Here is a 21415-nt window from a genome sequence, read left to right as displayed (position 1 = left end):
GCCTCGACTACCTCGACGGCTCCAAGCCCGCCGCGGTTCAGTGCCGTTGCAGTCGCAGGCCGTGAACCGGCGCGGCTGCGCCTACGTCGCTGGTGCGGGCGCGGTAGTCGCACATCCACCGAATTGTTTGAAGATCGTGAAGGAGAAACCTGCGTGGCCTCAGAACCGGGTCTGAACCAGGGAAAAGGACCGGCCAAGACGGCTGTCCGCGCATCAGCGTGCTGGCAAACAACGCCGGAGCCATTCTCGGCCGGCGTACGGAGACGGAGGACGGCTTCGAGCTCACCTTCCAGGTGAACTTCCTCGCGCCGTTCCTCCTGACGAACCTGCTGTTGGAGGCGTTGACTGCTGGGCAGGCAACGGTGATCCAAACGTCCAGCAACGCCGCTCGGCTGAGCGCTCGCCTTGACCTCGATGACCTGAACAACGAGCACCGGTACTCACCTGTGCGCGCCTACGGCAACGCTAAACTGGCACTCCTTCTGTTCACCGCGGAACTCGATCGCCGCTATCGCGCTCAAGGGATCTCGGCCGTGGCGTTTCATCCCGGTGGTGTTGCCTCGAATTTCGCGCGAAGCAGCCGCAGCCCCGTCGGCACGCTCTTTCGGTCTCCCCTGCCGCGTCTCGTCTTCCAGCCGCCGGAGAAGGCCGCACGACAGTTGGTGTGGTTGGCGACGTCCGAGCCGGGCCAGAGCTGGCAGCGTGGGGGCTACTACGAGAACGGCAAACTACGAACAGTCAAGGTCCCGCCGGTAGCTCATGACCTTTGGGAACGTAGTACCGGCTTGCTCAATATCGGCTCAGGTCCAGTTGGGTCGGACTGACCTCGGTCAGAACCGGACACCGTCGCCGGCCGGAGAGCGCGAGTGATCGCTTCGGCGGTCGGGGGGACGGCCCGGTCGGGCATGGTGCTCGGCCGGCCATCGAACGGGTTCAGCGAAGGTTGGGGCACGGTGCAGCCGGCCAGGCCGAGCCGGTCGATGGTGGTGAGCGGGTTGGCCGGGTAGGCGGTGGGGGTGGGTCCTCCGGCGAGACCGAGGGGGTCGGGGCTGAGGTATCGGGCGGTGGCGGGGTCGAAGTAGCGGAACCGGTTGTAGTGCAGGCCGGTTTCGATGTCGTGGTACTGGCCGGGGAAGCGCAGGGGAGTGGCAGCGAGGACGGGATGCCGGCCGAAGAGTGTGCCGGTCGTCTGCCAATAGGTGGCGCCGTCCGCGTCGATCAGGTGGGTGGGGGTGCCGGCCGGATCAGTCACAACGGTGTGCCGGCCTGCGGGGCCGGTCTGACTGATCGGAACGCCGGACCGGTATGCCCAGGCGACGGTGCCGTCCGGACCTTCCTCCTCGACGAGCAGGTCACCCGCCCACGTGAAGGTTGTTTCGTGCAGCACGGTGTCGTCGGCGCCGAGGCGCTGTTTGGCGATCCGGCGGCCGTAACCGTCGTACCGGTAGCGCCACCGGTCGCCGGTGGGCGTGGTGGCCTGGCTGAGCTGGTCCTCGTCGTCCCAGGAGAACCGCCAGTTCCCGGCGGGATCGGTGCGGCTGCAGAGGCGGCCCAGGGCGTCGTAAGTGAAGCGGGCAGTCGTGGTGCTCATCAGCATGGTGCCGTCGAAAAGCCAGCGGATCCCGCCTTCCCCGACGAGGTTGCCGGCCCGGTCGTAGTCGTAGCGCTCGATCACCAGTCCGCCGATGCTGACGGCGCGGATCCGGCCGGCCTGATCGAGAGCGTAGGAACGGTCGATCTCCGGAACATCGACGTCCAGGCCCAGGGGGTCCGGACTCCAGCCGATCTCCTGCCCCGAGGGCAGGGTCTGGAAGGCGACGTGCTCTCCGTCGTACGTGGTCCGTACAGTCCGGCCGTTTACCGTCTCGGCGACCACCCGGCCTTGGGCGTCGTACTCGAGCCTGACCACCGCGTCCGAGTTGGTCACTTCGACGACCCGCCCGGCCGGATCGTACTGTCGCCGGGTGACCGCCGCCCCCGCGCGGCGTTCGACCAGTCGGCCCGAGCCGTCGTACCGGTAGTGGGTCGTCCCGCCGGCCGCGTTGACGTGTGCGGTCAACCGCCCGTCGGCGTCCCGGCGGTAGTTCTGAGTGCGACCGTCGAAGTCGGTTTCTCCGGCCAGCCGGCCGGCCGGGTCATAGGTGTACCGCCATACCCGCCCGTCCGGGTCGGTGACCGCGGTCAGCCGCAGGTCGGCGTTGTACGCGAACTCAATGCGGGAGCCGGCCCCGTCGGTGTGCGAGACAGGCAGGCCGCCGGCCCCGTACTCGATGCTGAGCCTGCTCGTCTCGACTGCCATCCCACGAAGATGGTCGGCGGACCATCCGAATCGTGGCATATTGGGTTAAAAGTGATATTTGTAGGGGTTTTCCTTCGTGAGCGGGTACGGCTCGGAGCTGCCGTGATCTACGGCCGATGAAGCCAGCCGAGCAGTTCGTTGTTCAGCTCGCCGGCGGCGCGTGCGTAGTAACGGTCGGTCTCGGCCGCGCTGAGAAGTCGGGCGCCATCGCCTGATCGGCCGCCTCGGAAGAAGGCCCTCGAACTCTTGAACTGACCGGTCGGGAGCAAGTCGTCGGCCCGGTCCGCCATCCGCTGGAAAGAAGCCGCTTCGACCAGGTCCGGCCATCGCGTCTCCGGAACGTTGATGTTCAGACGACCGGCGATTCGACGCATCTGGCCTTCCAGATCGGCGGCCAGGTCCGCGTAGTGGACGAGTACGATGCCGGGATCGTTCCGCCGGTCCCAGGCGAGCCGGTTCTGCCGGAGCAGACCGAGCAGGGACTGGTTGGACGCGGGACGGGTCTCGTCGTTGATCCAATCTGCGAGCCACTCGTGCTCGTCCTCGACCGGGGTCGGATCGAACGTGGCGGGTAGACCGAGCCGGAGCGCCACCGCCTGGAAGTCAACATTTCGAATCTGGTGATAGAACGACAGGGCAGCATCGAGGGGATGGCGGGAGCCCGCGACGATCGTCATCCCGGGTCTGGTCGGAATACCGTCCAGTGGCGTATGCGACTTGATGATCCGTCGGTGTTGCTGCGCCTCCAGCCGATTGACGACGTCGCTGACCGGATCGACCGTCTGGTCGAGCCACGGCGACAGAACCCCGAGCGGAGCCGGAAATTCGGAGCCTTGGAACACCAGCAAGGCGCAGATCATCTGTAACCACGTGGTCCCCGACTTCACGGGTGTCGCCACCACGATGTCGGTCGGTCGCAGGGGCAGCGCTTTCCAGCGATGACTGTCGTACGAGGTGTCCACGTAGTGCTTGAGGTGGGCGAGATTGTTGTTCACGGTCCCATCGACGTCGTCAGTTCGACGAGGGTTCATGCGATCTCGACAGGGCTACGGCGAGCGGCGGCTGTTGCACATGGCGGGTCGCCACCGGCCGATCAGCGCGATCCGTTCCCATTTTGCCGAACCGTCAGGCGCTTTTTCTCGTCATGGAGTTCGTACGTGACAGCGGCTGGTGCCGAATCGACGACATGACGCAGAGGTTGGATCGGTGGAGCCGCTACGTTCGGGAGACCCTGCCTACATCGGACGCTACGAGCTCGAGAGCCGGCTCGGCAGCGGCGGCATGGGAACGGTCTATCTGGGGCGTACCCCGGGGGGTCGACCGGCGGCCGTGAAGGTCCTGAATCCGCTCGGCGAGTGGGAGCCGGAGACCGTCCAGCGATTTCAGCGTGAAGTGGAGACGTTGGGGCGTGTTCGTAGCGCCTACTCGGCCGCGCTCATCGATTTCGACCTGACCGGGCGGCCGTTCTGGATGGCGACCGAGTACATCCCCGGTCCGACGCTGTCCAAGGTGATCGCCCGGGACGGGGCGATCCCGCCGGCCGAGTGTCTGCAGCTGATGGCTGCCCTGGCCGAGGGGATCGGCGACATCCACGCGCATGGGATCTTCCACCGTGACGTGAAGCCGCAGAACATCATTCTGTCGCCGACGGGCCCGAGACTCATCGATTTCGGTATCGCGCGCGGACCGGCTCAGAGCCGGTTGACCGAAACCGGACTGACCATGGGGACGCCGCATTACGTCGCTCCCGAGTTGTTCGAGGACGGAGACCTGACGCCCGCGGCCGACCTGTTCGGTCTGGGCGCCACCATCGCGTTCGCGGCCACCGGCCGGCAACCCTACGGTAAGGGGACCATGGAATCGGTCTTCAAAAGGGTGTGCTTCGAGGAGATCGACTGCGACGGCGTCGACCGTACCTGGCCGCTCTGATCAGAGCCTGCGTGGCCCGTGAGCCGCAGGACCGCCCGGCGGTGCGGGACATCATCGAACGTTGCCGCGACGGTCTGGCCGGAGCCCTGCCGACCTCTCGGGCCGCGGTCGCCGGCATCATGCCGTCGGGTGGGAACAGCTCGGCCGGATCGCCGAGTAACCGTGTCGACGTGCCGTCCGGCCGAGAGCAGCCGGCGGCAGTCGTCCGGCCTCCTCGCCCCCGACGCCGCGTCGTCTTGTGGTCGGTGATCGCCGCAGTGATCGTATTGTCGGCCGGTGGTGTCGGGCTGCTGCAACGGGCCGGGGAGAACCCGATCGGGCAGGAGGCTGCGGTGGTTTCGACCGGTTCGGAGCCGAAATCTCCGCTGATCATCGGATCACGCCCGTCCCCGGTTTCCACCGCCGCTGGGCCGGCGCGTTCGCGGCCGGCGACGACGCCACGAACGTCCCCGCAGCGCCCCCGTGATTCGTCTCCGGCGTCGCGGGCGCCTTCGGCCGCGCCATCTCGCCCCGACGAGCCCACCCCGACTCCCGACCCGCGGGCCGGCGAGATCAGGAGTGACTCCGGTGGCTGCGCGGACAACAACTCGTCCGTGGCGGCGGACGGGAACCGGCTGCAGGTGGTTCCCTGCAACGACAGTGCGGCTCAGCTGTGGACGGTGCGCCGGGACGGCCGGCTGGAAGTTCAGGGTTTGTGCATGACGGTGCGAGGCGGCGGCACCGCGGCCGGCACCCGGGTGGTGCTGTTCACCTGCGGAGCCGCCGCGGCGCAGGTCTGGCGACCCAAGCCGGACGGCACGCTGCGCAGTGCCGCATCAGGTCGATGTCTGGGCGTGCTCGCAGAATCGGACACGGCTCTGGTTCTGCAGAACTGCGTGGGTAGAGTCAGCCAGCGATGGGTTTTACCCTGAGATCATCCGGCGCCAAGCGCCGCTGCTTGCACGGAGCACCGGCAAAGGAGTGCATGATGACGCCCAAGGACTTCTGTGCGGTCCGGCGCGACGTGCTCGGCCACGTCGGCGGCAAGTGGAGCGCCTTGGTGCTGACGCTGCTGGACACCGCGCCGCGGCGGTACTCGGAGTTCGGCCGAGCTTCGCAGATCAACCAGCGGATGCTGAGCCTGACCCTGCGTGAGCTCGACCGGGACGGCCTGGTCTTCCGTAACCCGGCGACCACCAGCTACGAGCTCACGCCGGCCGGGCAGTCACTGGTCGGCCTCATCAAGCCGCTGATCTCGTGGTCGGACGGGCATTACGACGCCATCCTCGAGAGCCGAGCCCGCTACGCGGCCTCGACCAGTGCCTCAGCGATCTCGGCCGGGCGTGACAGCAAGGCCATGTGACCGCCCGGCACGGTGACCGCCTTGAGGCCGAGCCGGTCGGCGAACTCGTCGCCCGGCCGGGCCAGGGAGTTGTCGTCGGCGCCGAGCAGGTAGGCCGCCGGCAGGCCGATCTCGGTCACGGGCGGCACGTCGAGCGCATCCACCATGTAGCCGCCCGGTTGCGGCCGGACGAGCCCGGCCACCAGCTCCTGCAGGTCCGGGGACTCGCCCGGCATCAGGCCGCCCCGGATCGCCGGGAGCGTCAAGGGCACGGCGCCGTCGGGCGCAGCGGTGACCGCCGCGCGGAGGATCTCGCCGTAGACAGGGTTCTCGTCGGCCATGGACACGCCGAGGGCCGGCACGACCGCGCTGTAGTACAACACCTTGGCGACGCGCTCAAGCTTCCGGTGGGCGGCGCCGGTGGCGGGATAGCCGCCCCAGCTGTGTGACACCAGCACGACGTCGGTCAGGGCACGACGGTCGAGTTCACCCGCCACGAAGTCCACCGCGTCGGCCAGGCGGAGTTCGGTGGGGTCGTCGCCGTACGAGAGGCCGGGCAGCGTCAGAGCGACCACGCTATGGCCTTGTTCGTGCAGGTGACGTGCCACCGGATGCCACGACCACGCGCCCATCCAGGCGCCCGGGATCAGGACGAAGGTCTGAGAATCAGTCACGGTCGCACCGTACGTGTCCGCCCCGTGAGCCACCACGGTGCCGCCCGGTGAGTTCCGTCGCGAACAACTTTGTGTGCAGGAGGCCTGATCGGCGTCTCGCCCTCAGGCCGGCACGAAGTCAGCAGTACGCGCCCTTCCACGTCGCCCGAGGCGCCGTGACAAATTGTCCGGTTCACGAGGGCCGGGGAAAGGGTCGTCGTTCGCCAGGGCGGCGTACTCGTCGGTCCGACGGCCGTCGTTCATGCCGGTGAGTGGGCGGAACCCGGCGCGTCGTTACGTGGGGCCGAGCGGCTGCGCCTGAGTTTGGCCATGGCCACGGTGTCGCTCGCGGCCAGGACGCAGACGAGCGGCTCCTCACCCGTCCACAGCCGGGACGCCGTCCCCGCGGAGACAGCGTCCGCGTAGGTGCTCACTTTGGCCGCGATGGCGTCGCTGCTGACCTGTAGCTGAGCGATGTGCTCGTCCACCCGGCGTTGATGTGCCTGCATCAGGGCCAGTCGCTCCGGTTCGTTCCCAGGCCCGGCGGCGACGAGTTGCGCGTACCGCCGGATGTCGGCCACGGGCATTCCCGAAGCACGCAACCGGTTGCAGCCCAGCAGCCACTCGACGTCCTGCGCCGTATAGGTGCGCCACCGGCTGCTCGACCGTTCGATGCGGCGGGGGAAAAGCTGCTCCCGCTCGTAGTACCGCAGGGTGTGCGCACTCAGGCCGGTGATCTCACTCACCTCGCCGCTGCTGAAGGTGTCGCCGTTCATGGCCGAGAATTCGCCCTTCCTTCGCAGGGGTTCCGACTTGATCTGAAGCGGGCTCTAGTTTCTAGCATCCTCGATCGACCCCCATTGGAAAACCTCGAGGAGTTACCGATGTCTTTCGTCGTCCACCCGGAGCTCGCCGCCGTCACCGGGCCCGGCGGGCAACCGTCCGTCCCGCCGGGGTGGAAGGACATTCGCGATGCTGTGGCAGTTCTCTACCGTCAGCTCGGCTCGGCCGCGCCCGCGCCGGCCGGGGTGAACCGTACCCGATTCACCACCAGGACCGAGGATGGCGCGGAACTCGAGTTGAGCTGGTTCACCACCGGTAAGGCCCCCGGATCGGCGGTGGTGCACGCGCACGGCGGTGGCATGATCGCAGGCAGTGTCGACCTGTTCGCGCCGATCATCGCCGACCACGTGGTCCGCAGCGGGGTGCCGGTCCTGTCCGTGGCCTACCGGCTGGCGCCCGAGACTCGTGGCACCGGGCCGGTCGAGGATGTCTTCGCCGGTCTGGTCTGGCTGCACGAGCACGCGGAGGAGCTCGGCGTGGATCCCGCCCGGATCGGGCTTTTCGGGCACAGCTCGGGTGGGGGGCTCGTGGCCGGGGCTGCCATCCTGGCTCGTGATCGGGCAGTGCCCGTGGCCCGGCAGATTCTGCTCTACCCGATGCTCGACGACCGGACGACCGAGCCGGACCCCCACTTGGCTGCCTTGGCTTCGTGGACCTACGAGAACAACCATGTCGGCTGGACGGCCCTGCTCGGCGGCAACGAGGCCGAGGCGGTCACGGCACCGGCCCGGCTCACCGACGCCACCGGCCTGCCGCCCGCCTACATCGAGGTGGGTGAGCTCGACATCTTCCGCGAGGAGAGTGTGGCGTACGCCCGGAAGCTCTGGCAGGCCGGTGTCTCCACCGAGTTACATGTGCACCCGGGACTTGTCCACGGCTTCGACCATGTGCTGCCGCGGGCCGCCTTCACCCAGCGGGCGCTCGCCGATCGGGTCCGGGTCCTGCACCAGCTCTGACGTCAGCATCGGTGATCGAGGCCGGTAAGGCTCCGGTCTCCGGCGCCGTCGGTCGAGGGGGCGCGGTCGGGTGCGTGAACCGCACGCTGCCGTCGCTCGTCGTGCATAGTGCCGCGCTCTGGACGGCGACGTTCCAGGTGGGGGCTTGGTCCTGGGCCGGCCTGAGCGCGGCGACTTCCTTGACGCGCATGCTCCGACAGAAAGGTTGGCCGACGTGCAGGCGTACGACGTAGTGGTTCTTGGGGCGGGCACCGGCAACATGGTGCTGCCCCCTCCGACGGGTGGGAAGCGCGTGGCCATTGTTGAACCGGACCGGTTCGGTGGGACGTGCCTCAACCGGGGTTGTATCCCGTCGAAGATGTTCGTGGTCGCGGCGGACACCGCGACCACCGCCCGGCGGGCGGCGCGACTGGGGGTGCACGCGAGCGTCGACCGGGTCGACTGGCCGGCCGTCCGTGACCGGGTCTTCGGGCGGATCGACCCGTTGCACAAATCGGCGGTGGACTACCGGCACGCCCAGGGCGTCGACGTCTTCACCGAGCCGGCCCGCTTCGTCGGCCCGCGGCAACTGATGGTCGGCGACGAGGTGATCAGCGGCGAGACGATCCTGGTCGTGGCCGGTTCCCGCCCGGTCGTACCGGAGATTCCCGGCCTGGCGGACGTGGACTACCACACGTCGGACACGATCATGCGGATCGACCAGCGGCCCGAGTCGATGATCGTCATCGGCGGCGGCTTCGTCGCGGCCGAACTGGGCTACGTCTTCGAAGCCTTCGGCAGTGACGTGACTATCGTCCATCGCGGGCCGCGACTGCTGATGAACGAGGACGAGCACATTTCGGAACGGTTCACGATGCTGGCCGCCGAGCGGCACCGTCTGGTGCTGAACTCCGACGTCGTCCGGGTCGATCGGGAAGGCTCAGGGATCGCGGTGACGGTGAAGGGCCCGGACGGGGAGTCGGTGCTGACTGCCGAGACGCTGCTCGTCAGCGTCGGCCGACGACCGAACACTGATCTGCTGGATGTTGCGGCCGGTGGGCTCGAGGTCGACGGTCACGGGCATCTGCGGACCGACGAGTACGGCCGAACCGGTGTGCCGGGGGTGTGGGCCCTCGGCGACGTCGCCAACCACTATCAGCTCAAGCACATGGCGAACGCGGAGGGCCGTACGGTACTGCACAACCTGGCCCGCCCGGATGATCTGCGGGCCTTGCCGTCGTTGACCGCACCGCACGCGGTCTTCTCCGAACCGCAGATCGCCTCGGTCGGACTGACCGAGCAGGATGCTCGCGCCCGGGGTATCGACTTCCAGGTCGCCGTTCGAGACTACGCCTCGACGGCGTACGGATGGGGGTTGGAGGACACGACGAGTTTCGTGAAGCTCCTGGCCGAGCCGGGCGGGGGGAAGCTGCTGGGCGCGCACTTGATCGGGCCGGACGCGGCTCTCCTGATTCAGCCTCTGGTGCAGGCTATGGCGCTCGGCCAGACGGCCCGCCAGGTGGCCCAGGACGTCATCTACATTCATCCGGCCCTCACCGAGGTCGTCGAGCAGGCTCTGCTCGGGCTGCTGGACTGATCAGCTGATGGCGCGCGAGACGGATCGACCGAACCTGCCGGAGCCTCCTCCTGAGTGAGTTCCTGGTGAGTCGCCGCCGGGTCCCTCGAGGCCTGGCGGCAACTGCCGTCCGGTTGACAGGTCATCCGACGGCAGGCATTGTTCTAACCGCCTATACGGTTTAGGAGGTTAGGATGACAGTGCATTACAAGTACGCCACGGTGAACGGGCATCGGCTCTTCTACCGCGAGGCCGGCGACCCGGCCCAGCCCACCATCGTGCTCCTGCACGGCTACCCGACCAGCTCGAACATGTTCCGGCAGCTCATCCCGCTGCTGGCCGGCGACCTCCACGTGATCGCTCCCGACCACCTCGGCTTCGGCCTGTCCGATGCGCCGCCGGCCGACGAGTTCGACTACACCTTCGACGCGCTGGCCGCACTCACGAGCGACCTGCTGGCCCAGCTCGGTGTCACCCGCTACGCGATCTACGTCCAGGACTACGGTGCCCCCATCGGCTGGCGCCTGGCCTTGGGTGACCCGTCTGCCGTCACCGGCATCGTCACTCAGAACGGCAACGGCTACGAAGCCGGCTTCGTGCCTTCCTTCTGGGAAGCTGTCTGGGCCTACCACCGGGATGCCAACCCCGCCACCGAGAAGGCCATGCGCGAGGCACTGACCATCGACGCGATCCGCTGGCAATACCTCACCGGCGTTTCCGACCCGACCCTGGTCGACCCGAGCGTCTGGTGGCACGACTACCACCTGGTGTCCCGCCCCGGCAACGACGCGATCCAGCTCGACCTGTTCGCCGACTACGCCTCCAACCTGCCCCTCTACGAACGCCTGCACCAATATTTCCGCACCCACCGCCCACCCCTGATGGCCGTCTGGGGTTCCGGCGACCAGATCTTCAGTCCCGCCGGCGCCCTGGCCTTCGCCGACGACCTTCCAGACGCTGAGATCCACGTCATCGACGGCGGACACTTCCTCCTCGAGACCTCGGTCGACCAAGTGGCGGAGCTGATGCGGGAGTTCCTGACCCGGCACCAGGCCGGGTAGGAGGGACATACTTGGCGCTCCCTCGATAGTCGTCCGAGGGAACGCCGCGTGCTGCCGCGACACCCGTGCCGCTCGGCTGGACCATTTCAGCATTGCCGTGAACTTCGCCCGGATACCTCTCGTCGCAGGGAACGACGAGACAGGAGAAATCGATGAGTCGTTCCCACCGTCATGCTGTTGTGATCGGGGCCGGCATGGCCGGGCTGTTGGCTGCGCGTGTGCTTTCCGAGCGGTTCGAGCGGATCACCGTGGTCGAGCGGGATCGGCTCCCCGATGGTCCGGAGGGGCGCCCCGGAGTGCCCCAGGGCGCCCATGTCCACGCGTTGCTCGCCCTCGGCGGGCGGATCCTGGATGAGCTCTTCCCGGACCTGCTGGACCGGATGGCGGCCGACGGCGTCCCGCAGAGTTTCGGCGGTCCGCACTATTGGGCCGATTTCGGTGGTCGCACGCTGAGCCGGGGCGGGGGCCTTCATGAAAAGCCCATCCTGCTGGCGAGTCGCCCTTATCTCGAGGGGCAGATCAGGCGGCTGGTCGGCGGGTTGCCCAGCGTCGAGATCCGCGACAACTGCGTGGCGCTCGGCCTTACCGTCGGACCGTCCGGGGAAGAGGTCACTGCGGTCAGGGTAGTTCCGGCGGATGAGGACGAGCAGAACCTGGCCGCAGATCTGGTCGTCGATGCCACCGGTCGGGATGGACGAACTCCGGTCTGGTTGCGGGAACTCGGCTTCCCCGCGCCGGAGGTGAGCGAGGTCGTGATCGACCTGCGGTACGTGAGCCGCGCCGTCCGGTTGCGCCCTGGGGCACTGGGTGATGTGAAGGTCGTCCTGGTCGCCCCGGTGCCGGGCCGCCCCTCGGGTCTGGGCCTGTTCGAGCAGGAAGGCGGACATCACCTGCTGTCGGTGGCGGGCTACGCGGGTAATCATCCGCCGACGGACCTCGACGAGTTCGTCACGTTCGCGGAAAAGTTCGCTCCTCACTTCGTCGGGACGGCGCTGCGTGACGCCGAATGGCTGGGCGCGCCCCACCGGCACCGCTTTCCGACCGGCCGCCGCCGGCACTACGAACGGCTGCGCCGGTTCCCCAGGGGCCTGCTGGTGATCGGTGATGGGATCTGCAGCCTCAATCCCCTCTTCGGGCAGGGCATGACGGTGGCGGCGCTGGAGGCGCTCGCTCTGCGGGACGCTGTGGCGGTGGGCGGTCCGGATCTGGCCGTCCGGTTCTTCGCCTCCGCAGCCGAACTGGTCGATCCGGCCTGGCAGATGGCTACCTCCGTCGACCGCAAGGTGCTCGGCCTCCCGCGGTCGTCCGTGGAGCGTGCCTTCGGCGCCTACGTGGACCGCTTGCATGCCGCGGCCGAGAGCGACGCTGTCCTGTCCGAGCGAGTTCAGGCAGTCGCCGAGATGCTCGAGCCGCCATCGACTTTCTTGAAGCCAACCGTCACGCTTCGTGTCCTCGCAGGCTTACTCCGTCGCCGATGACCTGGAGTTACCCCAGACGGGCCGGACTGATCGAAACGGCGGGTGCGGTCGTGAACCGGGTCCGCTTCCCGTCCGTTGTGGGGGTAGAGCCTCGCAGCCGGTGCGTGCCCCGAATCCACGCACCGGTGACCGGAGCTGTCCGGCTGTAAGCACAGCCGAGCGGCGTCGGAGGCCGGGTGCGTTCGTCGCCCCAGAGACGCACCCGGCCTGCTCTTATGTACCGGCTTTCGGCTTCCCCCTCAGTCCCCCTGGAGGATCTGTGCTGTTGTCCCGAATGAACTCGTGGAGCCGCCCGTGGCTGGCGCTCGTCGTTGTCCTCGGGCTGGCGCTGGCCGTCCCCGGGCCGGCGCGGGCGGCCACCGGGACCTTCCGGAATCCGATCGGCACCGGCCCGGATCCGACGATGACCTACTTCAACGGTGCCTACTACCTGGCGATGACCGAGGGTGACGCCATCCGGATCAGGCGGGCGCCGAGCGTGGCCGGTCTGCTTACGGCGACGGCGGTGCAAGTGTGGAAGGACAGCGACCCGTCCCGCAATCAGCACCTGTGGGCACCGGAGCTGTTCCACAGCGGCGGCCGCTGGTATCTCTATTACACCGCGGACGACGGCGTCGACGAGAACCACCGGCTCTACGTGCTGGAGTCCGACGGTGACGACCCGCTCGGTCCCTACCATTTCAAGGCCCGCCTGTTTCCGCCCAACCGTGACGTGTTCGCCATCGACCCGGGCATCATGCAGCACAACGGACGGCTCTACCTGACCTGGAGCGGCCGGAACGAATTCCAGCACAACGGCATCAACCTCGCCCCGATGTCCGATCCGTGGACGGTGTCGGGCAACGCGGTCAGCATCAACGCGGCCGGGCACTGCCCCGAGGTGCGCGAAGGCCCGGCATTCCTCTACCGCGGCGGCCGCACGTGGATGACCTACTCGGTCTGTGACACCGGCAAGCCCGACTACGGCATCTGGATGATGAGCGTGGCGTCCGGCGCCGACCCGCTGAGCCGGGCGAACTGGACTCAGCACGACGGCAACCAGTTCGCCCGTCAGGATGCGCGAGGAGTCTTCGGTCCGGGCCATCATGGATTCTTCACCAGCCCGGACGGCACCGAGACGTGGATCGTCTACCACGCCAAGACGACCAGCGAACTCACCTACACGAACCGCACGACCCGCATCCAGCGCATCTCGTTCGAGGCGGACGGTACCCCCGACCTGGGTGCCCCGCTGGCCATCGGCGCGACGCAGGATCTCCCGTCCGGTGATCCCGGCCCGTCACCGAGCTGGATCAACGACACCACGGTGCGGTACACCGGCGCCTGGAACGCGGACACCGGCTGCGGCGGGCAATGTTTCTTCGGCGACCAGCACTGGAGTGATCAGACCGGGGCGACCGCGACCTATACCTTCACCGGAACCCAGATCGTCCTGCTGTCGGCCCGCGGCCCGGGCAGCGGCATCGCCGGGATCAGCCTCGACAACGGCGCCGAGCGGCGCGTGGACCTCTACGGGGCCATTCGCGTCGGCGAGGTTGTCAACTACCGGTCCGGGCGCCTCACTTACGGCACTCACACCTTGAGGGTCCGAGTCACCGGAGCCAAGAACGCGGCAGCCACCGGAACACGTATCAGCATCGATCGGGCCGAGGTGTCCGGATCCTGAGTTCCCGGATCGCCGGACGAGTCGCGGTCATGAATCGTCGGAGGAGTGTTTCTCGCATGCACGAACGGACAAGCGGTTGCGAAGGAAAGAGCCAAGAGTACGTCGAGTGGCCTGCTGAGCAACGAAACCGTAAGAACTTGATAAGCGCTGGCAAGGCCATCCGAACGGCGGACTGGAATAACCTCGATCAGCAGGCGACGAGCCGGTTCAGCCCTTTTCCGCCGGCCGCAGGAACGCCAATTGCCACGATCCGAGACATCTATTGGGGTTGAGAACGGTCATGACTGTCGATGGTGTCGAGCAGTCGCGCTCGACGGCTGACGAGGGCACCTCGTCAGCGGGGCGGCGGCGCGCAGGGCGGGTGGTGGCGTGGCTCAATGCGCCGCTGCCGCCGCCGCCCGAGGTGTTCCGCCGGGGTCCGTTACGGGAGGACGCCTTTCCGTCGCGGTTGAGGACGACCCGGTTGAGCAGTCAGCTCGGAATCGCCCTCGCGGTGAGCTTCGGTATCTGCTTCCTGACCGGGCTGATCAGTCACTTCGTCCAGCACCCCGGAGGATGGTTCTGGTGGCCGGCGCGGCCGGTGTGGCTCTACCAGGCGACGCAGGGCGTTCACGTGGCCACCGGGCTGGCCACGATTCCGCTGCTGGGTGCCAAGCTGTGGTCGGTCTACCCCCGGCTGTTCTCGTGGCCGCCGTTCCGCTCCCGAGCTGAGCTGACCGAGCGGGCAGGCATCGCGCTGCTCGTCGCCTCGTCGTTGTTCCTGCTACTCAGCGGGATTCTCAACGTCGCGCGGTGGTACGCGCCGATGCCGTTCTTCTTCACCACCGCCCACTATCGCGTGGCCTGGCTGGCGGTGGGCGCTCTCGTCGTGCACATCGCCGTCAAATTGCCGGTCATCCGGGACGCCCTTAACCGGCCTGTGCGTGACGGACTGCAGATGTCGCGGCGTGGTCTGCTCGCCGCGGTGGGCGCCGCGGCCGGCGTGATCACCCTTTCGACGGTGGGCCAGACCGCCGCGCCGCTGTCGCCGATCTCGGTCCTCGCTCCCCGCCGCCCGGAGAACGGCCCGCAAGGCCTGCCGGTCAACAAGACGGCGGCGTCGGCCGGGGTGCGCGACGCGATTCTGAGCCCGGACTACCGCCTGGTCGTTGTCGGTCCTGAACGTCAGGTCGAGCTGAGTCTGGACGAGCTCCGGGCGCTGCCCCAGCACTCGGCGGTGCTGCCGATCGCGTGCGTCGAGGGATGGAGCGCCGTGGGTACCTGGTCCGGCGTACGCATCAGAGATCTGGCGGAACTGGTAGGGGTCGATCCGGAACATGCGGAGGCGGAAGTGGAGTCGTTGCAGGCCGTGAGTCGTTATCGCGTATCCGCAGTGTCCGGCCCGCTTCTCCGGGATCCGTTCACGTTGCTCGCACTGCAGTTGCGGGGTGAAGATCTGCATCCCGATCACGGGTTCCCGGCTCGTCTCATCGCGCCCAACCGTCCCGGCGTCATGCAGACGAAGTGGGTCGGCAAGCTCACCGTACGGGACGCGCGATGAGACGAATCCTGATTGCACTCGGCGTGGCCCTTATGGCCTACGCAGCGGTTGGTGCGGTGCTCGACGGCGTCAACCTGATCGGGGTTCCCCTCTTCCTGGCCGGCGTCCTGATCCTCAACGACGGCATCATCCTTCCGCTGGTGATCGGCCTGGGCGCGCTCGTCGGACGGGTGGCTCCGAGGGCGTGGGGCGGCTGGACCCGGGCGGCCGCGGTCATCAGCGTGAGCGTGACGATCGTGGCGCTTCCCCTCGTGCTGGGCTTCGGGCGGGTAGCCGACAATCCCTCGGTGCTGCCCGGCTCGTACGGACGGGGCCTGCTTCTCATTCTGGCCCTGGTCTGGCTGGTGGCCCTGGCACGGGGTCTGGCCCGGCGGGGTGACCCGGCGCGGAGAGCCGGCGTGTTGGTCGGCCTCGGTGTGGGTGTGGCGGTCGCCCTGATCGGGCAGTTGCGAGGTCACATGACTGCCGCTGCCGCGGGCCTGACGCCGGGCAGTGCCGTGACCATCGCGGTCACGATCATCGGCGGCGCACTGATCGGATCCGTCCTGCGCTATCGGCCGGGCCGGCTGCTCAGCCTGATCACGACCGGAGTGCTGGCCGGACTGCTGTGGTGGACGGTCGAATGGCTGACGGTTCTCCCCTTGTTCGCCGGCGCCGAGGTGTCGTGGTCGCTCGGCGACGCCCAGGCGTCCTTCGGGTACCTGGTCGCCGCCATGATCCAGGGCGGCGTAACCGCCGGCCTGATCGCTGCCGTAGGCGCGCGACTGCCCGTACGGACGGTGGACACCCTCGTGCCGCCGGAGGAAACCCGGCCCCGGGTGTTGATTGTCGGTGGCGGCTTCGCCGGCGTCGGTGTGGCCCGCCGTTTGCAGCAGCGCCACTCGACCGCGGCCGGTGCGCCGGAGGTCGTGCTGGTCAGCGACAGCAACTACCAGCTGTTCACGCCGATGCTCACCGGGGTGGCCGCGGGCACCCTCAGCCAGCAGCACATCGGAGCACCGTTGCGGGCCGGCCTGCGAAACACCACGATCGTGCACGCCACCGTGGAGTCGGTCGACATGGCCGAACGGCAGATCACCGTTCAGCCCGAGGCCGGCGAAGCCGTCACCATGGGGTACGACCACCTGGTTCTCGCCGTGGGGTCGGTTCCGGACTACCGTGGCCTGCCCGGGCTCGAGCAATATGCGTTCACGCTGAAATCGCTGGCTGATGCGACCCTCCTGCGTGAGCACGTGTTGCGGCAGCTGGAGTTGGCCGACGGCGAGCGTGACAGCCTCCGGCGACGCCGTCTGCTGACGGTGGTCGTGGCCGGTGGCGGCTTCGCCGGGGCGGAACTCGTCGCCGAGCTGAGGGACCTGGTTCACTCGGTCCGCCGGTTCTTCCCCCGGCTGGACCCCGAGGAGCTTCGTTTCATCCTGCTGCACAGCCAGGACCGCATCCTCCCGGAACTCGACGAGCGACTGGCCGCCCACGCGCTGGAGCGGTTGCGAGCCAAGGGGATCGAGGTTCGGCTCAACGTCCGGCTGACCGGTGTCGACGCCGAGGAGGCCAGCCTGGACGACGGCCGGACGATCGGTACGGGAACGGTGGTCTGGACGGCCGGCAACGCGCCGAGTCCGCTGGTGCGTGAGCTCGGGTTCGAGCTCGAGCGCGGCGCCATCGCCTGCGACGCCACGATGCAGGTCCGAGGCCGCGCCGACGTATGGGCTCTTGGCGACTGCGCAGCCGTGCCGGACCTGGCTCAGCCGGGTGCCTACCTGCCTCCGACGGCCCAGCACGCGTTGCGGGAGGGTACCGCGGTCGCGGACAACATCCTCGCAGTGCTCGACGGCCGTGCGCCGACACCGTTCCGCTTCCGTACGATCGCGCTGCTCGTCGCTCTGGGCCACCAGGACGGTGCCGTGCAGATCGGTCGTTGGCTGCTGTCCGGACGGCTGGCCTGGGCGCTGTGGCGAGGGGTCTACCTCTCCAAACTGCCCGGTCTGGAGAAGCGCGTTCGGGTCAGCATCGACTGGCTGCTCGACGTGTTCTTTCCCCGGGACGTCATCCTCACCGAACCTCGTCGCGGCCGGCCGCCTCGCGACCGAATGGCCACCATGGCGTCCGTGAATGTGGGGGACGACGCACGATGAGTGTTTTTGCGGCAGCGGCAGCCCGGCAGGGCGCGATCGCCGGGCTGGTCGGCGGGTTCGGATCCGGTCTTCCCCTGTACTACTCCGACCTTCTCCCGGCGGTGTCCGGCATGCGGTCGGCCCCCGCGGGCCTGGTTGTCCATCTCGTGGTCGCGGTCGTTCTCGGCGGCGTGTTCGGCGTCCTGCTCCGCAGGCGCGGTTCCGATCCGGCCCAAGTCGTGTTCTGGGGCCTCATCTTCGGGACGTTCCAGTGGTATCTCGAGGCGCTGACCGTCCGGCCCCTGCTGCAGGGCGAGTCGATCGGATGGGGTATCGAGGCGGCCCGGGCCGCTTTGCCGGCGCTGCTCGGTGACCTGCTCTACGGCCTGATCACAGCCGTGGTCTTCGTGCTGCTCCAGCCGGCACCCGCCATGGCCACGGACAGACGCGGCGTCGCCGGATGGTCGGCGGTACTGCTGCGCGGTGTGGTGTCGGGTGCGGCCGCTGCCGGGCTGTTGGCGGTCGTGCTGGGGGATTCCTTCACTTCGATCGCGACCGGCGGCACCGGTGTGCTCGCCCTCGGGATCGTCGCCGGCCTCGGCTATGTGCTGCTGTATCCAGCGGGACCGGCCGGGACGGGGCCGGCCGCGGCTCGCGGCGCCGGCCTCGGCTTCATGGTCTGGGTCGTCCTGCCGGTCACTACGACGCCGCTGCTGCGGGGCGAGACGCTGCCATGGACAGCCGACCAGATCCGCGCCCTGTTCCCGGCGCTGCCCGGGTCCCTGCTGCTCGGCGTTCTGGCCGCTGTCCTGGCCACCTGGCTCAGTGGCCTGCGCCGGGTGTTGTTCGCTGACCCGGCCGACCGGGCCGACGACGAGAGCTTGGCGGTACGAACGACGAGGGCTCTGGTCCGCGGTGCGACCGGAGGGGTCGCTGGTGGCCTGCTCTTCACCGTGATCATGGCGCAGATCGGATACTTCGGCACGGTCGCCCAGCTGGTCGGGTCGGCCAGCACCGGGGTCGGCGTTGTCGTCCATCTGCTCATCTCGGTGGTGCTCGGCGCGTCGTACGGTTTGTTCTTCCGAGGGCAGAGTGACGACTTGGCGGCGGGGATCGGCTGGGGCATCTCGTGGGGTTTCCTGTGGTGGGTCCTGGGTGCTTTGACGATCCTGCCGGTGGGGCTCGGGGGCTCACCGCAGTGGACCGCGGCCGCGGCCGCGGCCGCGTTTCCCAGCCTGATCGGGCACCTCTGCTACGGCAGTGCGCTGGGCGCGATTCTCTACTCCCTCGAGGCGAACGACAAGCCCTGGTGGATCCGGCCCGAGGCGCCGGTCTCGGTCGGCGAGCGGCTGTCCCGCCGCCGCACCGAGCTGGCCGGTTCGGCCCCGCCGGTCTGGGCGGCGATCGCTCTGGTGGCCGTGACCCTGACCGTCGTTCTCGCACCCTGATCCCCGGTCGGCGGCCCGACTCCCGTACCGGGCCGCCGACCGGCCTCGCGCTGCAGTTCGATCGATCGCGACGGCGAGCGACAACGGCGGCCCAGCCTCATCGGCTGGGCCGCCGTTGTCGTCAGGACACCACCGTTCCCATCGCTCGGGCCCCGGCCTCGGACTGATTCGTGGTCCGGGCCGGGGCGGTCGGCAGGCGGACCTCGAAGCGGCAACCTCCGGCGATGTTGCGGACATCGACGTGGCCACCATGCGCCTCGATCAGGCCACGCACGATGGCCAGCCCGAGTCCGCCGCCGTCCCTGGCCGAGGGGGTGCGCCCGTGTTCCCCTCGGAAGGCCAGATCGAAGATCCGGTTCAGGTCGTGTTCCGAGATCCCGCCGCAGGTGTCGGAGACGGCCAGCCACACGCTGTCGCGGTCATGGCCGGCTGCGATGTGCACGGTGCCGTCAGCCAAGGAGTAGCGGACCGAGTTGGTCAGCAGGTTGCGGACCACCCGGGCCAGTTCGAGCTCACCCCCGTGGACGACCGGCCAGCCGGTCTCGGCGGCCTGCACGGTGATGCGGCGGCTGGCGGCGAGCGGAGCCACGCCCGCGATCGCGTCGGAGACCACATCGCGCAGCGAAACAGCGGTAGGTGTGAGCCGCAGGGCTCCCGCGTTGATGCGGGACAGCTCGAACAGATCGTCGACGAGCTGGCTCATCCGGGCGCTTTCGACACGGATGCGGCGGTGGTAGTCAGCCGTGGTCACCGGGTCGGACACCACGCCGTCCGCCAAGGCCTCGGCCATCGCCCGCAGGCCGGCCAGAGGCGTACGCAGGTCGTGCGAAACCCAGGCGACCAGCTCACGTCGCCCCGTCTCGAGCCGGCGCTCGCGCTCCCGGTCCGTCCGCGCCTGCACCGCGGCGACGGCCAGCCGCCGCCCGGTCAACCCGCCCACCACCAGACTGATCAGCGCCGACAGGGCCACCGAGGTCAGCACGACGTGACGTCGGTGACCGGCCAGCATCATGGTGAGCGCAACCACACCGACCCAGGCGATCATGGCCAGTACGGTCGTGGCGAACATGGCGCTGTAAACGAGCAGAGAGCGGGTGCGCAGCCGGTGCAGAACCACAGTGCCGGCCCCGGCGACCACTGCCCCGGTGAACATCGCGAACAAGCCGATCAGCAGCATGCCGGGCATCCCCGTTGCCGCCACGGGCTCGCCGCGGCGGCAGGGAATTCGTCGAAGGTGGACGGGCGCCGGCTGGTCAGGGCCTTCCCATCCCGGTCCGTCGCCCCGGTCATGGGACTTTGCGAAGATGAGTGACCGGTCGTTCCCGCAACACGCCGTCGACATGAATGTCGACGGCCTCGTTGTAGAAGCTCACCAGTCCCGCCATGGGTAGCAGGGCCGCGCTCGGGAACGCGTACGACCAGGCCAGGTCCTCGTGGACGGCGTCGCCGATCTGCGCCGACCAGTACTCGGTGGTCCGGCCCTTGTAGGGGCACTCGGTCACCGTCGGGGAAGGACGCAGAGCCGTGAAGTCGACCTCGGTCCGGTTGACGTAGTACCTGGTCGGCAGGCCGGTCTCGAAGACCAGAACGGCGGAGCTGGTCTCGGCCAGGAGCACGCCGTCGAGTCCGATCCGCACGTGCCGGGTGGACCGTAGAGCGTCGACCCGGGTGTACGGATTGCGGGGATGGACGAATACCTGCTCGTCCTCCTCGAACCAGGCATCGAGGCTGTCCCAGTTCAGGCGGGCCAGGCCGGCCAGGCCGGGCAGAGAGTCCTCGGTGTAGACCCGGCCCGCTCCGGCCCGGTCGACGTCCCCGGCCCGCAGCCCGATCCGGCGGGCGGTGCCCCGGCTCAGTCGCTGGACGTGAGACTCGTCGATGACAGCGGTGGCATCGATGTCATCGAGCGGGATGTAATACTGCGGGTACTTCGGCGATTCCCAGAGATACATCGCCCGGATGGTGTCGAGCACCACCCGGCCGCCGAGCATCGCCCGAATCCGCCGGGGGACCGGCTCCATCCGGTTCACCTGGGCGATCATTGTCGGGTAGTCCGTCATCTTCGACCCTTCCACCTGCGCGCAACAAACATCAACGGTTCGTTTCCGCCGGGTCGGGGGTCTTACCTCGACCCGGCGAGAAGTGGCGTCCAGGCGCGGTCACCCACGCCCGGACGCCGCGACCGGGACAGATACTCACCGACCGGCTCGAGCCCCTCCGCTCGTCCGGCAGTGACGCGCCCGCGCCCCCGGCCACCAGCTATGACGGCCAAGTCGGCAGCGGAGTTCACGCCGTGGGCCCCGCTCGAATTCACAGCACGGCGAGGGCGATCAACTGGCCGACCAGGTTGTTGACGACGTGGACGAGCACACCCGGCCAGATCGAGTCGCTACGCCGGCGTACCTCCGCGGCGATGAGCCCGACGACCAACGCGGTGACGAATGCGGGATTGATGCCGTGGGCCAGCGCGAAGATCAATGAGCCATTTTCATCCTGCGTAACGCGGTGACTCGACGTGGTGCAGGACGAGGATGGCCTGCACGATCGCGGTCGCG

Annotated in this window: 19 protein-coding genes; 12 read left to right on the top strand and 7 right to left on the bottom strand. The window is 68.5% G+C overall.

Features of this window, described 5'->3' with window-relative positions; genetic code table 11:
• Positions 1-149: 149 nt before the first annotated feature.
• The gene (locus tag KXC43_RS48115) at positions 150-824 is read left to right on the top strand and encodes an SDR family NAD(P)-dependent oxidoreductase (protein ID WP_255646106.1); all 675 of its coding nucleotides are present in this window, start codon (positions 150-152) and stop codon (positions 822-824) included.
• Here KXC43_RS48115 and KXC43_RS48110 read toward each other — a convergent pair.
• Positions 758-2299: an RHS repeat-associated core domain-containing protein gene (locus KXC43_RS48110; protein WP_221383022.1), complete on the bottom strand. Its 1542-nt coding sequence runs from the start codon at positions 2297-2299 to the stop codon at positions 758-760. The genes KXC43_RS48115 and KXC43_RS48110 overlap by 67 nt on opposite strands.
• Positions 2300-2406: 107 nt before the next feature.
• On the bottom strand, positions 2407-3294 hold the full coding sequence (locus KXC43_RS48105) for a sulfotransferase domain-containing protein (RefSeq protein WP_308129591.1): 888 nt from the start codon (positions 3292-3294) through the stop codon (positions 2407-2409).
• 211 nt (positions 3295-3505) lie between these two features.
• Here KXC43_RS48105 and KXC43_RS48100 point away from each other — a divergent pair, with 211 nt between their 5' ends.
• From KXC43_RS48100 to KXC43_RS48090, 3 genes are all read left to right on the top strand, one after another.
• A complete protein-coding gene (locus KXC43_RS48100) occupies positions 3506-4228 on the top strand; it encodes a serine/threonine-protein kinase (protein ID WP_221383020.1) in 723 nt (240 codons plus the stop codon).
• 119 nt (positions 4229-4347) lie between these two features.
• Positions 4348-5139, top strand: coding sequence for a ricin-type beta-trefoil lectin domain protein (locus KXC43_RS48095; RefSeq protein ID WP_255646103.1), 792 nt, complete (start codon positions 4348-4350; stop codon positions 5137-5139).
• A 53-nt stretch (positions 5140-5192) separates the two neighbouring features.
• On the top strand, positions 5193-5570 hold the full coding sequence (locus KXC43_RS48090) for a winged helix-turn-helix transcriptional regulator (protein WP_221383018.1): 378 nt from the start codon (positions 5193-5195) through the stop codon (positions 5568-5570).
• On the opposite strand, the gene KXC43_RS48085 is transcribed toward KXC43_RS48090, so the two are convergent.
• Positions 5510-6223, bottom strand: a complete 714-nt coding sequence (locus KXC43_RS48085) for an alpha/beta fold hydrolase (protein WP_221383017.1) — start codon at positions 6221-6223, stop codon at positions 5510-5512. The genes KXC43_RS48090 and KXC43_RS48085 overlap by 61 nt on opposite strands.
• 239 nt (positions 6224-6462) lie before the next feature.
• The gene (locus tag KXC43_RS48080; protein ID WP_221383016.1) at positions 6463-6978 is read right to left on the bottom strand and encodes a MerR family transcriptional regulator; all 516 of its coding nucleotides are present in this window, start codon (positions 6976-6978) and stop codon (positions 6463-6465) included.
• A gap of 108 nt (positions 6979-7086) precedes the next feature.
• Here KXC43_RS48080 and KXC43_RS48075 point away from each other — a divergent pair, with 108 nt between their 5' ends.
• The 8 genes from KXC43_RS48075 (at position 7087) to KXC43_RS48040 (ending at position 18860) form a co-directional block, all read left to right on the top strand.
• Positions 7087-8001: an alpha/beta hydrolase gene (locus KXC43_RS48075; protein ID WP_221383015.1), complete on the top strand. Its 915-nt coding sequence runs from the start codon at positions 7087-7089 to the stop codon at positions 7999-8001.
• Between the two features lie 214 nt (positions 8002-8215).
• Entirely contained in the window at positions 8216-9577 is a 1362-nt protein-coding gene (locus KXC43_RS48070) for a mycothione reductase (RefSeq protein ID WP_221383014.1), read from the top strand.
• A gap of 173 nt (positions 9578-9750) precedes the next feature.
• Positions 9751-10617: an alpha/beta fold hydrolase gene (locus tag KXC43_RS48065; RefSeq protein ID WP_221383013.1), complete on the top strand. Its 867-nt coding sequence runs from the start codon at positions 9751-9753 to the stop codon at positions 10615-10617.
• A gap of 194 nt (positions 10618-10811) precedes the next feature.
• On the top strand, positions 10812-12095 hold the full coding sequence (locus KXC43_RS48060; RefSeq protein ID WP_221383012.1) for an FAD-dependent oxidoreductase: 1284 nt from the start codon (positions 10812-10814) through the stop codon (positions 12093-12095).
• Positions 12096-12354: 259 nt separating this feature from the next.
• Complete coding sequence (locus tag KXC43_RS48055) at positions 12355-13761, top strand: glycoside hydrolase family 43 protein (RefSeq protein WP_221383011.1); 1407 nt, start codon at positions 12355-12357, stop codon at positions 13759-13761.
• 280 nt (positions 13762-14041) lie between these two features.
• Entirely contained in the window at positions 14042-15301 is a 1260-nt protein-coding gene (locus KXC43_RS48050; protein WP_221383010.1) for a molybdopterin-dependent oxidoreductase, read from the top strand.
• Positions 15298-17433, top strand: a complete 2136-nt coding sequence (locus tag KXC43_RS48045; RefSeq protein WP_221383009.1) for an NAD(P)/FAD-dependent oxidoreductase — start codon at positions 15298-15300, stop codon at positions 17431-17433. Before KXC43_RS48050 ends, KXC43_RS48045 begins: the two co-directional genes overlap by 4 nt.
• A complete protein-coding gene (locus KXC43_RS48040) occupies positions 17430-18860 on the top strand; it encodes a hypothetical protein (RefSeq protein ID WP_221383008.1) in 1431 nt (476 codons plus the stop codon). Before KXC43_RS48045 ends, KXC43_RS48040 begins: the two co-directional genes overlap by 4 nt.
• 121 nt (positions 18861-18981) lie before the next feature.
• Here KXC43_RS48040 and KXC43_RS48035 read toward each other — a convergent pair whose 3' ends face one another.
• The 3 genes from KXC43_RS48035 to KXC43_RS48025 all read right to left on the bottom strand — a co-directional run bounded on the left by KXC43_RS48035 (position 18982) and on the right by KXC43_RS48025 (position 21338).
• Entirely contained in the window at positions 18982-20046 is a 1065-nt protein-coding gene (locus KXC43_RS48035; protein WP_221383034.1) for a sensor histidine kinase, read from the bottom strand.
• A 100-nt stretch (positions 20047-20146) separates the two neighbouring features.
• A complete protein-coding gene (locus KXC43_RS48030; RefSeq protein WP_221383007.1) occupies positions 20147-20920 on the bottom strand; it encodes a DUF427 domain-containing protein in 774 nt (257 codons plus the stop codon).
• 250 nt (positions 20921-21170) lie between these two features.
• Positions 21171-21338 carry a CPBP family glutamic-type intramembrane protease gene (locus tag KXC43_RS48025; RefSeq protein WP_255646099.1) on the bottom strand — a complete coding sequence of 56 codons (168 nt, stop codon included), beginning with the start codon at positions 21336-21338 and terminating at the stop codon, positions 21171-21173.
• Positions 21339-21415: the final 77 nt, after the last annotated feature.

It is taken from the genome of Paractinoplanes polyasparticus, assembly GCF_019710575.1.
Lineage (GTDB): Bacteria > Actinomycetota > Actinomycetes > Mycobacteriales > Micromonosporaceae > Actinoplanes > Actinoplanes polyasparticus.
The sequence above is the reverse complement of the archived record's forward strand: the minus strand, read 5'-3'. Positions and strand labels throughout refer to the sequence as shown.

Excerpts from the sequence above, each read along its gene's own strand:
- KXC43_RS48090 (WP_221383018.1), top strand. The coding sequence starts at position 5,193 with ATGATGACGCCCAAGGACTTCTGTGCGGTCCGGCGCGACGTGCTCGGC.
- KXC43_RS48040 (WP_221383008.1), top strand. The coding sequence starts at position 17,430 with ATGAGTGTTTTTGCGGCAGCGGCAGCCCGGCAGGGCGCGATCGCCGGG.
- KXC43_RS48035 (WP_221383034.1), bottom strand. The coding sequence starts at position 20,046 with ATGCCCGGCATGCTGCTGATCGGCTTGTTCGCGATGTTCACCGGGGCA.
- KXC43_RS48095 (WP_255646103.1), top strand. The coding sequence starts at position 4,348 with ATGCCGTCGGGTGGGAACAGCTCGGCCGGATCGCCGAGTAACCGTGTC.
- KXC43_RS48075 (WP_221383015.1), top strand. The coding sequence starts at position 7,087 with ATGTCTTTCGTCGTCCACCCGGAGCTCGCCGCCGTCACCGGGCCCGGC.
- KXC43_RS48060 (WP_221383012.1), top strand. The coding sequence starts at position 10,812 with ATGGCCGGGCTGTTGGCTGCGCGTGTGCTTTCCGAGCGGTTCGAGCGG.
- KXC43_RS48050 (WP_221383010.1), top strand. The coding sequence starts at position 14,042 with ATGACTGTCGATGGTGTCGAGCAGTCGCGCTCGACGGCTGACGAGGGC.
- KXC43_RS48045 (WP_221383009.1), top strand. The coding sequence starts at position 15,298 with ATGAGACGAATCCTGATTGCACTCGGCGTGGCCCTTATGGCCTACGCA.
- KXC43_RS48110 (WP_221383022.1), bottom strand. The coding sequence starts at position 2,299 with ATGGCAGTCGAGACGAGCAGGCTCAGCATCGAGTACGGGGCCGGCGGC.
- KXC43_RS48065 (WP_221383013.1), top strand. The coding sequence starts at position 9,751 with ATGACAGTGCATTACAAGTACGCCACGGTGAACGGGCATCGGCTCTTC.
- KXC43_RS48030 (WP_221383007.1), bottom strand. The coding sequence starts at position 20,920 with ATGACGGACTACCCGACAATGATCGCCCAGGTGAACCGGATGGAGCCG.
- KXC43_RS48080 (WP_221383016.1), bottom strand. The coding sequence starts at position 6,978 with ATGAACGGCGACACCTTCAGCAGCGGCGAGGTGAGTGAGATCACCGGC.